This is a genomic window from Amycolatopsis sp. NPDC049252, from assembly GCF_043197175.1.
Lineage (GTDB): Bacteria > Actinomycetota > Actinomycetes > Mycobacteriales > Pseudonocardiaceae > Amycolatopsis.
The window spans coordinates 25219-38897 of record NZ_JBICSQ010000037.1; the positions used below are offsets into that span (position 1 = coordinate 25219).

A 13679-nucleotide genomic window follows, 5' to 3' on the forward strand; every position below is an offset into this window, starting at 1 on the left:
GGTCATTAGTTCCGGTGCATGTGTGCCGTGGACGGACGGCAGGTGAGCACCAGGTGTCCGGTGACCGAACTCATCACTTCCCCGAGGTGACCGGGAGCACGTCGGTTATTGACCGGCGAGGTGTCCCGGCCGGACGACACCCGCCTCGTAGGCGATGACGACGGCCTGGCTGCGGTTGGCCGCGCCGAGCTTCCCGAAGACGTTCCCGACGTGGGTCTTCACGGTCTCGAGGCTGATCACCAGCGCGGCCGCGATGTCCTGGTTGGACAGTCCGGTCGCGATCAGCCGCAGCACCTCGGCCTCGCGCCGGGTCAGCGTCTTCGCCGCCCGCGCGTGCGCGCCGCCGGCCGTCCGCCCGCTGACCAGCCGCCGGATCGCCTCGGGGAACAGCAGCGACTCGCCGGCCGCGACGGTCCGCACGGCGTGCGCGAGCTCCTCCTTGCGCGCCCGCTTCAGGATGAACCCGCTGGCCCCGGCCAGCAGCGCCTCGTGCACGTAGTCGTCGTTGTCGAACGTCGTGACGACGAGGACCTTCGGCGGCTCGGCCAGGGCGGTCAGCAGCTGCCGGGTGGCCTCGATGCCGTCCACGCCGGGCATCCGGACGTCCATCAGCACGACGTCGGGCGCGGTCCGGCGCACGGCGGGCAGTACTCCGGCGCCGTCGGCCGCCTCGCCGACCACGGTCAGGCCCTGCTGCTCCAGCAGGGCCCGCAGACCGGCGCGGACCAGGGGTTCGTCGTCGGCCAGCAGGACGGCCGGGCTCACGCGCCCGCCCGCAGCGGGATGGTCGCGTTCAGCCGCCACCGCGGCCCGTCCGGACCCGCGTCCAGCTCGCCGCGCAGGGCCTCGACGCGCTCGGCGAGCCCGGCCAGCCCGCGCCGTCCCGACCTCGGCCCGGTCCCGTCCAGTGCGTTGACGACCGCGATCTCCAGGCGGTCCGGCCCGGCCTCGACGCGGACGTCCACCTCGCCGGGGCCCGCGTGCCGCAGCGCGTTGGTCAGGCCCTCCTGGACGATCCGGTAGCCCTCGCGCGACACGGTCGCGGGCAGCGCGGCGACCGGGCCGCGGACGGTCAGCCGGACGTCGAGCCCGGCTTCGCGGGCGCGCACGGCCAGGACGTCCACCTCGGTCAGCGTGCGCGTCGGCTCCTTGGCGGCCGGCTCCTCCCGCAGCAGGCCCAGGACGTGGTCGAGGTCTTCGAGCGCGCTGCGCGAGGACTCTTCGATCGTGCCCAGTGCCCGCCGCACCTGGGCCGGGTCGGTCTCGACCAGGCCGACCGCCGCCGCGGCGTGCAGGGTCGACGTCGTCAGCGTGTGCCCGATCGAGTCGTGCAGCTCGCGGGCCAGCCGGTTGCGCTGGGCCAGCACGGCCGCGCGGCGCTCGGCCAGCGCCGTGAGCTCGGCCGCGGACGGGCCGAGCAGCGCCGTCGCGCCGACGCGGAGGCCGAGGGTGGCGGCCGCGGTCAGCGCGAGCGCCGCGAGGACCGCGGCCAGCCCGAACGGGATGGTCCACGCCCCGAGCGGGACGCCGGACCAGAACAGCGAGATCTCGTCCTGCCCGCCCACCAGCCACACCGCGGGCACGAGCATCCCGAGGCCCAGGAAGGCCAGCACGGTGAAGAGGATCCCGCTGGCCGCCGTGTGCAGCGCCAGCCACAGGCCCGACCGCAGCCGCGATTCGGCGTCCGGGCGGCCCGCCGGTGCCGGGATCCGGGTGCCGAGCAGGGTGTTCGCCAGGCCGACGCCGAGGCGCCGCACCGGTCCCAGCAACCCCAGCAGTCCCATCAGGACGGCGAGGGCGAGCAGGGCGAGGAGCGCGCGGATCCGGGAATCGGCTTCGACGGACACGGCGACGGCGAGGGCGAAGGGGGCCACCGGCGCCGCGATGGCGGCGCCCGCGGCGGCGTGGAGCAGGCTGCGGTAGCTGCCGATCCGCGTCAGGGACTGGAGGAATCCGGGCATGCGGCGAGCGTAGGACGGCCGGAGACGGGTGACTTCCCTCTCGGGAGCCAGATTCTGGTCACAACCGGTTAGCGACCGTTAGCAGCGGCCTCCTACACTCGGGACGTGGCAGACCGACCCCTGATCGCCCCCAGCATCCTGTCCGCGGACTTCGCCCGGCTCGGCGAGGAGATCGCCGCCGTGGCCGGCAGCGGCGACACCCGCGCCGACTGGGTGCACGTGGACGTCATGGACGCGCACTTCGTCCCCAACCTGACCCTGGGCCTGCCCGTGGTCAAGGCGCTGCTCAAGAGCACCGACGTGCCGATCGACTGCCACCTGATGATCGACGACCCGGACCGCTGGGCGATCGGGTACGCCGAAGCCGGCGCCTACAACGTCACCGTGCACGCCGAAGCCGCGAAGGACCCGGTCGCGCTGGCCAAGAACCTGCGTGCCGCGGGCGCGAAGGCCGGGCTGTCGGTCAAGCCGGGCACCGCGCTCGAGCCGTGGCTCGACGCGCTCAAGCACTACGACACGCTGCTGGTCATGTCGGTCGAGCCGGGCTTCGGCGGGCAGTCGTTCATCGCCGAGGTCCTGGACAAGGTCCGCACCGCGCGGCGGCTGGTCGACACCGGGCACCTGAAGCTGGTCGTCGAGATCGACGGCGGGATCAACGCCGACACCATCGAGCAAGCGGCCGAAGCGGGTGTCGACTGCTTCGTCGCCGGGTCCGCCGTCTACGGCGCCGCGGACCCCGGCAAGGCGGTCGCCGCCCTGCGTGAGCAGGCCGCACGCGTCCGAGCGGGCTGAATCCGGTACCGAGGCGCGGGCGGAGAAGCCGCACCGTCGTCTCGGGTGTTGGATGGAGAGGGTCCCGGTTATGAGGAGGCAGCGGACGTGTTCACCGGCATAGTCGAGGAGATCGGCGAGGTCACCGCGGTCGAGCAGCTGACCAACGCGGCGCGCCTGCGGGTCCGCGGGCCGCTGGTGACGAGCGACGCCGGCCACGGCGACTCGATCGCGGTCAGCGGCGTCTGCCTGACGGTGGTCGACGTCGCCGACGGCGAGTTCACCGTCGACGTCGTCCACGAGACGCTGCAGCGGTCCAGCCTGGCCAAGGTCGCCGTCGGCGACCGGGTCAACCTGGAGCGCGCCACCCCGGCCGGCGGCCGGCTCGGCGGGCACATCATGCAGGGGCACGTCGACGGGACGGGCGTGTTCCTCTCCCGCGACGAAACCGGCGTCACGACCTTCGCGCTGCCGGGGCACCTGGCCCGGTACGTGGTCGAGAAGGGGTCGATCGCGGTCGACGGGATCTCCCTGACCGTCGCGGCGGTCACCGCCGACCGGTTCAAGGTGGCGCTGATCCCGACCACCCTCGAGGTGACCACACTCGGCGGCCGGGAAGCCGGCGACCTGGTCAACCTCGAGGTCGACGTGGTCGCGAAGTACGTCGAAAAGCTGGCCGAGGCGCATATCCGCGACCAGGTGCAGAATCGGGACGGCGGCGGCAGCACGGAGGAGCGGTCATGAGCGAGCCTGGGATGAGTTCGGCCGAGCCCGAAGCGGGCTGGACCCCGTGCGGTGCCGGGGCGGTGTTCGACGCCGACGCCATCGAGCGGGCGATCGCGGACGTCGCGGCGGGCCGCGCGGTCGTCGTGGTCGACGACGAAGACCGCGAGAACGAGGGCGACCTCATCTTCGCGGCGGAGAAGGCGACCCCGGAGCTGCTGGCGTTCATGGTCCGCTACACCTCGGGGTACGTCTGCGTGGCGCTGACCGAGGCCGAGGCCGACCGGCTGGACCTGCCGCCGATGTACCACACGAACCAGGACGCGCGCGGCACCGCGTACAGCGTCACGGTGGACGCCGCCGAGGGCATCAGCACCGGCATCTCGGCCGCCGACCGCGCGCACACGATCCGGCTGCTCGCCGACCCGGCGTCGACCGCGAAGGACTTCCGCCGTCCCGGCCACGTCGTCCCGCTGCGCGCGAAGGAGGGCGGCGTGCTCCGCCGTCCCGGGCACACCGAGGCGTCGGTCGACCTGGCCCGGATGGCCGGCCTCGCGCCGGCCGGCGTGCTCTGCGAGATCGTGTCGCAGAAGGACGAGGGCGACATGGCCCGCCGCGACGAGCTCGAGGTCTTCGCGGCCGACCACGACCTGGCGATCATCACCATCGCCGACCTGATCGCCTACCGCCGCCGCACCGAGAAGCAGGTCGAGCGGGTCGCCGAAGCGCGCATCCCGCTGGCCGCGGGCACGTTCCGCGCGGTCGGCTACGACTCGCTGCTGGACGGCATCGAGCACGTCGCGTTCGTCTACGGCGAGATCGGCGACGGCCAGGACATCCTGGTCCGCGTCCACTCCGAGTGCCTGACCGGCGACGTCTTCGGCTCGCTGCGCTGCGACTGCGGGCCTCAGTTGGACGCGGCGCTGGCCGCCGTCGCCGCCGAAGGCCGTGGCGTCGTGCTCTACATCCGCGGCCACGAGGGCCGCGGCATCGGCCTGCTGCACAAGCTGCAGGCCTACCAGCTGCAGGACGACGGCGCCGACACGGTCGACGCCAACCTCGCCCTCGGCGTCCCGGCCGACGCCCGCGACTACGGCACCGGCGCGCAGATCCTCTGCGACCTCGGCGTCCGCACCATGCGGCTGCTGTCGAACAACCCGGCCAAGCGGATCGGCCTGGAGGGGTACGGCCTGCGCGTCACCGGGCGGGTGCCGCTGCCGATCTCGCCGAACCCGGAGAACCTGCGCTACCTGCGGACCAAGCGCGACCGGATGGGCCACGACCTGGCCCAGCTGGAGCACTACGACCAGGTCGGCGCGGGCACCGAGCACCCCGACGGAGGAGCGCTGTGAGCGGCGAAGGCCGTCCCGACCTCAAGCTGGACCTCTCCGACTGCAAGTCGCTGAAGCTCGGCATCGTGTCCACCAAGTGGAACGCCGCCATCACCGACGTCCTGCTGGAGCGGGCCCTGTTCGCGGCCAAGGAAGCGGAACTCGAGGAGGAGCCGACGGTCGTCCGCGTCGCCGGCGCGATCGAGCTCCCGGTGGTGGCGCAGGCGCTGGCCCGCAACCACGACGCGGTCGTCGCGCTGGGCGTGGTCATCCGCGGCGGCACCCCGCACTTCGAGTACGTGTGCGACGCGGTGACGGCCGGCCTGACCCGGGTGGCGCTCGACGAGAGCACCCCGGTCGGCAACGGCGTCTTGACGTGTGACACGGAGGAACAGGCCCTGGACCGCTCGGGCCGCCCGGGCGCCAAGGAGGACAAGGGCTACGAGGCGACGGTGGCGGCGCTGGACAGCGCGCACGTGCTGCGGAGCCTGCGCCAGCCGTGGACCGAGCGGGGCTTCGTGTGAGCGTGAGTACTTCCGAGACGTTGGTGATCCGTCCCCGGCGTGCGCTGATCATGTGCAGCGTGCTGGCGGTGGCGCTGCTGGCGGTGTTCGTCGTGGTGGCGGTGCTGCTGCGCAACGGCGACACGGGCGTCCGCTTCCAGCGCTCCGACCAGGCGGCGATGGTCGGCATCGGCATCCTGCTGGCGTGCGGCGTGATGCTGTTCGCGATCGCCCGCGTCCGGGCGGACGACGAGGGCATCGAGGTCCGCAACGTGCTGATCACCCGCCACTTCGCGTGGAGCGAGGTGCTCTCGGTGAGCTTCCCGGACGGCGCGTCGTGGGCCAGGCTGGAACTGCCGGAGGACGAGTACCACGCGGTGATGGCCGTCCAGTCGGTGGACCGGGACCGCGCGGTGGAAGCGGTACGGGCACTGCGAAAACTGCACCGCGCCGCGACGGGCGGCTGACTCGACGACAAAGCCGTGAATGTCGCATTGAGGGACTTAGAGTCCCTCAATGCGACATTCACGGACTTCAAGCCCGGGCCGGATCAGAGGTCCAGGTCCACCACGATGGGCGCGTGGTCCGAAGGCCCCTTGCCCTTCCGTGCCTCACGGTCCACATAGGAGTCCGTCACCGCGTTCGTGAACGCCGCGTTCCCGTACACCAGGTCGATCCGCATGCCCTTGTTGTTGGGGAAGTTGCCCGCCCGGTAGTCCCAGTACGTGAACGGGTGGTCGTACTTCAGCGGCCTCGGGAAGACGTCCGTCAGGCCCAGCTTGCGCAGCCGCGCCAGGGCTTCGCGCTCCGGGGGTGTCACGTGCGTCGATTCCGCGAACACCGCGATGTCCCAGACGTCCGCGTCGGTCGGGGCCACGTTGAAGTCCCCGAGCACCGCGAACGGCCCGGAAGCCAGCTCCGACGAAACCATCGACCGCAACGACTCCAGCCACTCCAGCTTGTACGCGTAGTGCGGGTTGTCCGGCTCGCGCCCGTTGGGCACGTACACCGACCACACCCGCACCCCGCCGCACGTCGCACCGATCGCGCGCGCCTCGGCGGCGCCCTCGAACGCCGGCTCGTCCGGGAGGCCGCGCACCACGTCCGACAGGCCCACCCGCGACACGATGCCGACGCCGTTCCAGCGCCCGAGCCCGTACGCGGCGACCTCGTACCCGAGCGCCTCGACCTCGGCGGCCGGGAACTTCTCCGTCGTGTTCTTCAGCTCCTGCAGGCACAGCACGTCCGGCGCGGTCTGCTCCAGGAACTCCAGGACCCGGGGCAGGCGGGGGACGATGGAGTTCACGTTCCAGGTGGCGATCCGCATGCCGCGAGTTTCCCACACGCCACCGACAGGAACGGGGCGGCGCAGCTGCGCCGCCCCGTTCCGGAGCCGAACCTCAGACGCCCGCGGTCGACCGGATCCAGGACCGGCTCGACGCCACGCTCGCGTAGTTGTTCGTGCCGCGCGTGTTGGTCCCGCTCTGGTTCTGCACCGTCGAGGCGACGCCGACCTGGACGCCGTTCGAGACCTCGGGGCCGCCCGAGTCGCCCTTCCAGGCCGAGCCGTTGATGCCGACGCTCTGGATCGCGCGGCCGCCGTAGGCGTCCGACGAGCGGCCGGTGACCTGGACGTTCGCCACCTTCAGCGCCGAGGCCGGCGGGCCGGTCGGCGTGGTGCGGCCCCAGCCGTAGAGCTGGTTGGTGCTGCCGGTCGACGGGTCGGCGCTGCCCAGCGAGATCGGGCCGGCGCTGGTCGCCGAGGCCAGGTGCAGCAGCGCGATGTCGCCGTTCGGGGACTGGTACTCGCCGTCGACGGCGATCTGCGTGCCGGAGAACAGCGTGTTGCTGCCGACCTTGACGTGCATGCCCGAGCCGTCCTGGTCGAGGCAGTGCACCGCGGTCATCACCCAGCGCGCGGCGATGACCGTGCCGGAGCAGTTGAAGCCCTGGAAGTCGCGGCCGGGGGTGTTGACGTACACCTGCGCGCCCCACGAGACGGTCGGGGCGGTCGTCCCGCCGACGATGTTCGGCTGGACGCCGGCCGAGGCGGCGGCGCCACCCGCGAGGGTCAGCGCGATGGCAGCCGCCGAAGCGGCACCTAGGACACGGAGAGAGCTCACGGTGGTGATCCTTTCGGATGGGACCCGAACCTGCTGGGCCGGAAAGTAACCACCGCGTCACCGAGGGGGACACCGACGAAGGTCGGAAGCGGACGAACACCCTACTTCCGGCGGAGCAACCGGGGGCGTGCGAGAACTGTCGGTGCCGAGCCATAGGCTGGGTACGTGGCTGACCCGACCACCTACCGTCCCTCGCCGGGGAGCATCCCGGACGCCCCTGGCGTGTACAAGTTCCGCGACTCGGCCAGGCGGGTCATCTACGTGGGCAAGGCGAAAAGCCTGCGCAGCCGGTTGAACTCGTACTTCGCCGACCTCTCGGGCCTGCACCCGCGCACCCGGCAGATGGTCACCACCGCCGCGAGCGTCGAATGGACCGTCGTCACCACCGAGGTCGAGGCGCTCCAGCTCGAGTACAACTGGATCAAGGAGTTCGACCCGCGGTTCAACGTCCGCTACCGCGACGACAAGAGCTACCCGGTCCTCGCGGTGACGCTGAACGAGGAGTTCCCGCGCCTGTTCGTCTACCGCGGCGCGCGCAAGAAGGGCGTCCGGTACTTCGGGCCCTACTCGCACGCGTGGGCCATCCGCGAGACGCTCGACCTGCTGCTGCGGGTGTTCCCGGCGCGCACCTGCTCGGCCGGGGTGTTCCGGCGCCACGGCCAGATCGGCCGTCCCTGCCTGCTCGGCTACATCGAGAAGTGCTCGGCGCCGTGCGTGGGCCGGGTCTCGGCCGACGAGCACCGCGACATCGTCGAGGACTTCTGCGACTTCCTGGCGGGCAAGACCGACGTCATGATCAAGCGCCTCGAAGCCGAGATGGCGGCCGCGTCCGAGGAACTCGAGTTCGAGCGCGCCGCCCGGCTGCGCGACGACCTCGGCGCGCTGCGCCGCGCGATGGAGAAGCAGGCCGTGGTGTTCGGCGACGGCACGGACGCCGACGTCGTGGCGTTCGCCCACGACGACCTCGAGGCCGCCGTCCAGGTCTTCCACGTGCGCGGCGGCCGGGTCCGCGGCCAGCGCGGCTGGGTCATCGACAAGGCCGAGGAGATGGACGTCCCGGCGCTGGTCGACCACTTCATCACGCAGTTCTACGGCGAGCAGGCCGAGCTCGAGGCCCGTGACGACGTCGACGCCGGCCCGGTCGTCCCGCGTGAGGTCCTCGTCCCGGAACTGCCCGCGGACGCCGAAGCGCTCTCGGAGTGGCTGACCGGCCTGCGCGGCTCGCGGGTGCAGGTGCGGGTGCCGCAGCGCGGCGACAAGAAGGCGCTGGCCGAGACGGTGGAGCGCAACGCGGGCGAAGCGTTCACCCAGCACAAGCTGCGCCGGGCCGGCGACCTCACCGCGCGGTCGGCGGCGCTCACCGAGCTGCAGGACTTCCTGGCCCTGGACACCGCCCCGCTGCGCATCGAGTGCATCGACATCAGCCACATCCAGGGCAGTGACGTCGTGGCGTCGCTGGTCGTCTTCGAAGACGGGCTGGCGCGCAAGTCCGAGTACCGCCGCTTCGCGCTGCGCGAGGCGGCCGAAGAGGGTGACGTCGCGTCGATCGCCGAGGTCGTGCGGCGCCGGTTCAACCGCTACCTCAAGGAAACGGCCGAGGGGGCCGACGTCCCGATCGACTCGTCGAAGCCGGGCCTCGACCCGGAGACCGGCCGGCCGCGCAAGTTCGCCTACCCGCCGAACCTGCTGGTCGTCGACGGCGCCGGCCCGCAGGCCACGGCGGCCGCGGACGTGCTGGCCGAGCTCGGCATCACCGACATTTCCGTGGTGGGGCTGGCGAAGCGGCTCGAAGAGGTGTGGCTGCCCGCCGACCCCGATCCGGTGATCCTGCCGCGGACGTCGGAGGGGCTGTTCCTGCTGCAGCGGCTCCGTGACGAGGCGCATCGCTTCGCCATCACCTACCACCGCGAGAAGCGCTCCAAGCGGCTGCAGGCGTCCGAATTGGACAGTGTGCCCGGGCTGGGGCAGGCTCGCCGCACCGCGCTGATCAAGCACTTCGGCTCGGTGAAGAAGCTCAAGCAGGCCAGGGTCGAGGAGATCGAGGCGGTGCCCGGCTTCGGCAGGCGCACCGCGGAGGCCGTGGTCGCCGCGCTGGCCGGGGAGTCCGGCGCGGGCCCGGGCACAAGGACAGGGGAGTAGGGAAAGACTGTGAGTGCGCAAGAGGAGATCCGCGGGTCCGGCATGGAGGTCGCGGTCGTGTCCGGGCTGTCCGGAGCGGGCCGCAGCACCGCGGCCAAGTGCCTGGAGGACCTGGGCTGGTTCGTCGTGGACAACCTGCCCCCGGAGCTGATCGCCACGATGGTCGAGCTGGGCGCGCAGGCGCGCGGCGCGATCACCAAAGTGGCAGTCGTCATGGACGTGCGTTCGCGCGCGTTCACCGACGACCTGGCCTCGGTGATCAAGGACCTGGACGCCCGGGGCTACAAGCCGCGCGTGCTGTTCCTGGAGGCGACCGACGCCGTGCTGGTCCGGCGCTTCGAGGCCGTCCGCCGCGGGCACCCGATGCAGGGTGACGGCCGGCTCGCCGACGGCATCACGGCGGAGCGGACGCTGCTGGAGCCGCTGCGCGAAGAGGCCGACCTGGTGCTCGACACGTCGTCGCTGTCGGTGCACGACCTGCGCGCCAAGATCGAGGACGCGTTCGGCTCCGAGGCGAGCACCCAGACCCGCGTCACCGTGCTGTCCTTCGGTTACAAGTACGGCCTGCCGATGGACGCGGACCTGGTGATGGACGTCCGGTTCCTGCCGAACCCGTTCTGGATCCCGGAGCTGCGCGAGCACACGGGCCTCGACGGCGAGGTCCGCAACTACGTCCTTTCGCAGGAGGGGGCCGAGGAGTTCCTCGACCGCTACCACCAGCTGCTGCGGCTCATCGGCGCCGGCTACAAGCGCGAGGGCAAGCGGTACCTGACGCTGGCCGTCGGCTGCACCGGCGGCAAGCACCGCAGTGTGGCGCTGTCGGTCGAGCTCGCCCAGCGTCTGTCCAAAGAGGACGGAATGGCCGTGAAGGTGGTGCACCGCGACCTTGGTCGTGAATAACGTGCGGGCGGTCGCCCTCGGGGGCGGCCACGGACTGCACGCCACGTTGTCCGCGGTGCGGCGGGTGACCCCCGACGTCACCGCGATCGTCACCGTGGCCGACGACGGCGGGTCGTCCGGCCGGCTGCGGCGCGAACTGGGCCTGCTGCCGCCGGGCGACCTCCGGCAGGCGTTCGCCGCCTTCGCCGCCGAGGACGGCGGCACGCTGTGGGCCGAGGTGTTCCAGCACCGCTTCGGCGGTGACGGCGCGCTGGCCGGGCACGCGGTCGGGAACCTGCTGCTGGCGGGCCTGTTCGAGGTGCTCGGCGATCCGGTCGCCGCGCTCGACGAGGCCTGCCGGCTGATGGGCGTCTCCGGCCGGGTGCTGCCGATGTCGCCGGAGCCACTGGAGATCGAAGGTCAGGTCAGCGGCCTCGACAGCGAAGACCCCTCGGCGCTGCGCACGATCCGCGGCCAGGTCGCGGTGGCGTCGACGCCGGGGCAGGTGCAGCGCGTCAGCCTGCGCGCGCCGGGCGGGTCGGGAAGGCCGCCGGTGGCGTGCGCCGAAGCCGTGGAGGCGGTGCTGGCGGCCGACGTCGTTTTCCTCGGCCCGGGCTCGTGGTTCACGAGCGTTTTACCGCATCTGCTGGTGCCCGGACTGCACGACGCGCTCGTGAAGACGTCGGCGACGAAGGTGCTCGTGCTCAACCTTGTCCCCCAGCCGGGGGAAACCGCGGGGTTCTCGCCGGAGCGGCACCTCGACGTACTCTCCGAGCACGCACCGGATCTGCGGGTGGACGCGGTGATCGCGGACCGCGATTCGGTCCCCGACCCGGCGAATCTCCGGCGGGCGGCGCAGCGGCTCGGCGGGCGGGCCCACCTGGGGGCGGTGGGCGACCCGGAAGTGGCGGGACGGCATGATCCTGATGCGCTCGCGCGATGCATGCGGGAGGCTCTCGGTCTCGGCAGGGGCGGGGAGCACGGGGGAGGAGCGAAAGGCAGGGAGGGGCAGTAATGGCGATGACCGCCGCGGTGAAGGACGAACTGAGCCGGCTGGAGATCACGAAGGTCGGGCCGCGCCGGGCGGAGGTCGCGTCGCTGCTTCGCTTCGCCGGCGGGCTGCACATCGTGGCCGGCCGGGTGGTCGTGGAGGCGGAGCTGGACACGGGCTCGGTCGCGCGACGGCTGCGCAAGGAGATCCACGAACTCTACGGCCACCATTCGGACGTCCACGTCATCACCGCCAGCGGCGGGCTGCGCAAGGGAACGCGGTACGTGGTGCGCGTGGTGAAGGACGGCGAAGGACTGGCCCGGCAGACCGGGCTGATCGACCAGCGCGGCCGCCCGGTGCGCGGCCTGCCCGCGGCCGTGGTGTCCGGCGGCGTGGCCGACGCGGAAGCGGCGTGGCGGGGAGCGTTCCTCGCCCACGGTTCCCTGACGGAGCCGGGCCGCTCGTCGTCGCTCGAGGTGACGTGCCCGGGCCCGGAGGCGGCGCTGGCGCTCGTCGGCGCGGCCCGGCGGATGGGCATCCAGGCGAAGTCGCGCGAGGTCCGCGGCGCCGACCGGGTGGTGGTCCGCGACGGCGACGCGATCGGCGCGCTGCTGACCCGCCTGGGCGCGCACACGAGCGTGCTGCAGTGGGAGGAACGCCGCATGCGCCGCGAGGTCCGCGCGACGGCGAACCGGCTGGCCAACTTCGACGACGCGAACCTGCGCCGCTCGGCCCGCGCGGCCGTCGCGGCGGCGGCCCGGGTCGAGCGCGCCCTGGAGATCCTCGGCGACACCGCCCCGGATCACCTGCTGGCGGCGGGCAAGCTCCGGCTGTCCAACCGGCAGGCGTCGCTGGAGGAGCTGGGCCAGCTGTCGGACCCGCAGATGACGAAGGACGCGGTCGCCGGCCGCATCCGCCGGCTGCTGGCGATGGCGGACAAGCGGGCGAAGGACCTGAGCATCCCGGACACGGAGTCCGCGGTCACCCCGGAGATGCTGGAAGAAGAGGAAGACGCCTGACGAGGTCCCGCAGCCAGGGCTCGGCGATCGCGGGCTCGCGGTGCAGCACGCGGGCGAGCCGAGTTCGCACCGCCGGTGAGCGTCCGGCTTCGACGATCGCGAGCGCCTCGGCCAGCGCCCGCCGGGTGCGGGGATCGCGGGCGGGTGAGCGGACCGCTTCGGCGGCCCACCGGTCGCGGCCGAACGAGCGCGTGAGCTTCTGCTGGTGGTCCGCGAGGTAGCTGAACAGGGCGGTCTCGACGGACACGTTCCGGATCGTCACGTCCCGGGCCCAGCCGACGTGCTGCTGCCACCGCCGGGTGTTCGGGCTGGTGTGCGTCCGCCGGGTCAGGCCGACGATCCGGAGCCGGCGGCGGATCGCGGCCCAGTCGGCGCGCTCGCCGGCGGCCCAGTCCCGCAGGATGTCCAGCAGCTTCCCGAAAGTCCCGCCGGACGACACCACGTCGACGAGGACGACCGGCTTCGCCCCCCGGGCGAGCAGGCCGGGCGTGAGCCCGTGCGCGGCGAGGTTCGCCCGCAGCTGCGCCACCTCGGCCGGGTGGAGGCGGCCGAAGAGAGGGTGGTCCACGAGCCCGGTGGACAGCGGCAGCAGGTGCAGCCGCGCCGGCTCGGGCAGCGCGCCGCCGAGCAGGTCGAACACGGAGTCCCCGGACCGGCCGACGAAGTACAGGTCACCGTCCCCGGACCGCGCGAGCACCTTCGCGGCGCAGTCGACGAGGTCGTCGAGGAACCACAGCTCGGGCGCGGGTACCCCGTCCAGGAGGGAGCCGAGGTGGTCCGGGCGTACGAGGTCCCATCGGAACGGCCGGTTCGGCTCGATCACACCGGCATCGCCCGTTCGTACTCGGCCATCAGCTCGGCCAGCCGGTCCGGTCCGGCCGCGCCGCCGCCCGGGATGTCCCGCGTCGACCTCCCGGCCGGGCCGTCGAGGGCGGGCAGCGCGCAGCCGCCGCGCCGGGCCAGGACGGCGGCCGTCGCCACGAACCCTTCGAGCAGCGCCCGGTCGACCGGGTGCGAGGTCGCGCGGTACCCGGCGACCAGGACGTCGGCGAACTCCGCGAAGACCGGGCCGTCGATCGGGTGGTCGTCGGGGTCGCCGGGCGTCACGCCGATCCCGGACGGCCGCCCGGCATGCGCGACCATCGCGTCGGCCAGGCGCGTGAACAGCCGCCCGGGTCCGTTGGCCGGGTTCCACACGCAGTGGCCGTCGATCGTGAAGTACTGGCTCATCGGCGGTGA

At 72.7% G+C, this 13679-nt stretch carries 15 protein-coding genes; 9 read left to right on the forward strand and 6 right to left on the reverse strand.

Annotated features, from left to right (window positions below; genetic code table 11):
• Nucleotides 1-105: 105 nt before the first annotated feature.
• Together ACGFMK_RS30110 and ACGFMK_RS30115 are read right to left on the reverse strand one after the other, a co-directional pair.
• The gene (locus ACGFMK_RS30110) at nt 106-765 is read right to left on the reverse strand and encodes a response regulator (protein ID WP_392770162.1); all 660 of its coding nucleotides are present in this window, start codon (nt 763-765) and stop codon (nt 106-108) included.
• Complete coding sequence (locus ACGFMK_RS30115) at nt 762-1961, reverse strand: sensor histidine kinase (RefSeq protein ID WP_392770165.1); 1200 nt, start codon at nt 1959-1961, stop codon at nt 762-764. Before ACGFMK_RS30115 ends, ACGFMK_RS30110 begins: the two co-directional genes overlap by 4 nt.
• 120 nt (nt 1962-2081) lie before the next feature.
• Here ACGFMK_RS30115 and rpe point away from each other — a divergent pair, with 120 nt between their 5' ends.
• The 5 genes from rpe (at nt 2082) to ACGFMK_RS30140 (ending at nt 5756) form a co-directional block, all read left to right on the forward strand.
• Nucleotides 2082-2753, forward strand: coding sequence for a ribulose-phosphate 3-epimerase (gene rpe, locus ACGFMK_RS30120; RefSeq protein WP_392770275.1), 672 nt, complete (start codon nt 2082-2084; stop codon nt 2751-2753).
• 87 nt (nt 2754-2840) lie between these two features.
• Nucleotides 2841-3476 (forward strand): riboflavin synthase, encoded by a 636-nt coding sequence (locus tag ACGFMK_RS30125; RefSeq protein ID WP_392770168.1) that lies wholly within the window; start codon nt 2841-2843, stop codon nt 3474-3476.
• Nucleotides 3477-3487: 11 nt separating this feature from the next.
• Nucleotides 3488-4807, forward strand: coding sequence for a bifunctional 3,4-dihydroxy-2-butanone-4-phosphate synthase/GTP cyclohydrolase II (locus ACGFMK_RS30130; RefSeq protein ID WP_392770278.1), 1320 nt, complete (start codon nt 3488-3490; stop codon nt 4805-4807).
• Nucleotides 4804-5310 carry a 6,7-dimethyl-8-ribityllumazine synthase gene (gene ribH, locus ACGFMK_RS30135; protein WP_392770171.1) on the forward strand — a complete coding sequence of 169 codons (507 nt, stop codon included), beginning with the start codon at nt 4804-4806 and terminating at the stop codon, nt 5308-5310. Before ACGFMK_RS30130 ends, ribH begins: the two co-directional genes overlap by 4 nt.
• Nucleotides 5311-5360: 50 nt before the next feature.
• Nucleotides 5361-5756 (forward strand): PH domain-containing protein, encoded by a 396-nt coding sequence (locus ACGFMK_RS30140; protein WP_392770281.1) that lies wholly within the window; start codon nt 5361-5363, stop codon nt 5754-5756.
• An 83-nt stretch (nt 5757-5839) separates the two neighbouring features.
• On the opposite strand, the gene ACGFMK_RS30145 is transcribed toward ACGFMK_RS30140, so the two are convergent.
• Nucleotides 5840-6616, reverse strand: a complete 777-nt coding sequence (locus tag ACGFMK_RS30145; protein WP_392770173.1) for an exodeoxyribonuclease III — start codon at nt 6614-6616, stop codon at nt 5840-5842.
• A gap of 73 nt (nt 6617-6689) precedes the next feature.
• On the reverse strand, nt 6690-7412 hold the full coding sequence (locus ACGFMK_RS30150; protein ID WP_392770175.1) for a S1 family peptidase: 723 nt from the start codon (nt 7410-7412) through the stop codon (nt 6690-6692).
• Between the two features lie 165 nt (nt 7413-7577).
• On the opposite strand from ACGFMK_RS30150, the gene uvrC reads away from it, so the two are divergent.
• Genes uvrC through whiA form a run of 4 tightly spaced genes read left to right on the forward strand, consistent with a single transcriptional unit; the run spans nt 7578 to nt 12440 of the window.
• On the forward strand, nt 7578-9551 hold the full coding sequence (uvrC, locus tag ACGFMK_RS30155) for an excinuclease ABC subunit UvrC (protein WP_392770177.1): 1974 nt from the start codon (nt 7578-7580) through the stop codon (nt 9549-9551).
• A 42-nt stretch (nt 9552-9593) separates the two neighbouring features.
• Nucleotides 9594-10451, forward strand: coding sequence for an RNase adapter RapZ (gene rapZ, locus ACGFMK_RS30160; RefSeq protein ID WP_003101350.1), 858 nt, complete (start codon nt 9594-9596; stop codon nt 10449-10451).
• A gap of 1 nt (nt 10452) precedes the next feature.
• On the forward strand, nt 10453-11445 hold the full coding sequence (yvcK, locus tag ACGFMK_RS30165) for a uridine diphosphate-N-acetylglucosamine-binding protein YvcK (RefSeq protein WP_392770283.1): 993 nt from the start codon (nt 10453-10455) through the stop codon (nt 11443-11445).
• Complete coding sequence (gene whiA / locus ACGFMK_RS30170) at nt 11445-12440, forward strand: DNA-binding protein WhiA (RefSeq protein WP_392770180.1); 996 nt, start codon at nt 11445-11447, stop codon at nt 12438-12440. The genes yvcK and whiA overlap by 1 nt, the downstream gene beginning before the upstream one ends.
• Here the strand turns inward: whiA and ACGFMK_RS30175 are convergent.
• Both ACGFMK_RS30175 and ACGFMK_RS30180 read right to left on the reverse strand, forming a co-directional pair.
• A complete protein-coding gene (locus ACGFMK_RS30175; protein WP_392770181.1) occupies nt 12403-13263 on the reverse strand; it encodes a hypothetical protein in 861 nt (286 codons plus the stop codon). The two genes, whiA and ACGFMK_RS30175, sit on opposite strands and share 38 nt — an antisense overlap.
• Entirely contained in the window at nt 13260-13670 is a 411-nt protein-coding gene (locus ACGFMK_RS30180; RefSeq protein ID WP_392770183.1) for a DUF6086 family protein, read from the reverse strand. The genes ACGFMK_RS30175 and ACGFMK_RS30180 overlap by 4 nt, the downstream gene beginning before the upstream one ends.
• Nucleotides 13671-13679: the final 9 nt, after the last annotated feature.

Excerpts from the sequence above, each read along its gene's own strand:
- ACGFMK_RS30145 (WP_392770173.1), bottom strand. The coding sequence starts at position 6,616 with ATGCGGATCGCCACCTGGAACGTGAACTCCATCGTCCCCCGCCTGCCC.
- ACGFMK_RS30115 (WP_392770165.1), bottom strand. The coding sequence starts at position 1,961 with ATGCCCGGATTCCTCCAGTCCCTGACGCGGATCGGCAGCTACCGCAGC.
- whiA (WP_392770180.1), top strand. The coding sequence starts at position 11,445 with ATGGCGATGACCGCCGCGGTGAAGGACGAACTGAGCCGGCTGGAGATC.
- ACGFMK_RS30130 (WP_392770278.1), top strand. The coding sequence starts at position 3,488 with ATGAGTTCGGCCGAGCCCGAAGCGGGCTGGACCCCGTGCGGTGCCGGG.
- ACGFMK_RS30180 (WP_392770183.1), bottom strand. The coding sequence starts at position 13,670 with ATGAGCCAGTACTTCACGATCGACGGCCACTGCGTGTGGAACCCGGCC.
- ACGFMK_RS30140 (WP_392770281.1), top strand. The coding sequence starts at position 5,361 with ATGTGCAGCGTGCTGGCGGTGGCGCTGCTGGCGGTGTTCGTCGTGGTG.
- rapZ (WP_003101350.1), top strand. The coding sequence starts at position 9,594 with ATGGAGGTCGCGGTCGTGTCCGGGCTGTCCGGAGCGGGCCGCAGCACC.